The following is a 465-nucleotide window of genomic DNA, read 5'->3' as shown; positions in this document are numbered from 1 at the left end:
AAAAACAGAGATTAAACTGAAGAGTTTGATCCTGGCTCAGATTGAACGCTGGCGGCATGCCTTACACATGCAAGTCGAACGGCAGCACGGAGCTTGCTCTGGTGGCGAGTGGCGAACGGGTGAGTAATATATCGGAACGTACCCAAGAGTGGGGGATAACGTAGCGAAAGTTACGCTAATACCGCATACGATCTAAGGATGAAAGTGGGGGACCGCAAGGCCTCATGCTCCTGGAGCGGCCGATATCTGATTAGCTAGTTGGTGAGGTAAAGGCTCACCAAGGCATCGATCAGTAGCTGGTCTGAGAGGACGACCAGCCACACTGGAACTGAGACACGGTCCAGACTCCTACGGGAGGCAGCAGTGGGGAATTTTGGACAATGGGGGCAACCCTGATCCAGCAATGCCGCGTGAGTGAAGAAGGCCTTCGGGTTGTAAAGCTCTTTTGTCAGGGAAGAAACGGTG

The 465-nt window shown here is 53.1% G+C and carries 1 rRNA gene; it reads left to right on the top strand.

Annotation, left to right across the window (positions count from 1 at the left end):
• Positions 1-13: 13 nt before the first annotated feature.
• Positions 14-465: ribosomal RNA gene (locus GTP27_RS23330) — 16S ribosomal RNA — on the top strand; the annotation flags it as partial.

The sequence above is a fragment of the Duganella qianjiadongensis genome, assembly GCF_009857915.1.
Lineage (GTDB): Bacteria > Pseudomonadota > Gammaproteobacteria > Burkholderiales > Burkholderiaceae_D > Rugamonas > Rugamonas qianjiadongensis.
Note: the sequence above shows the minus strand (reverse complement) of the source record. Positions and strands in the feature narration are given on the sequence as shown.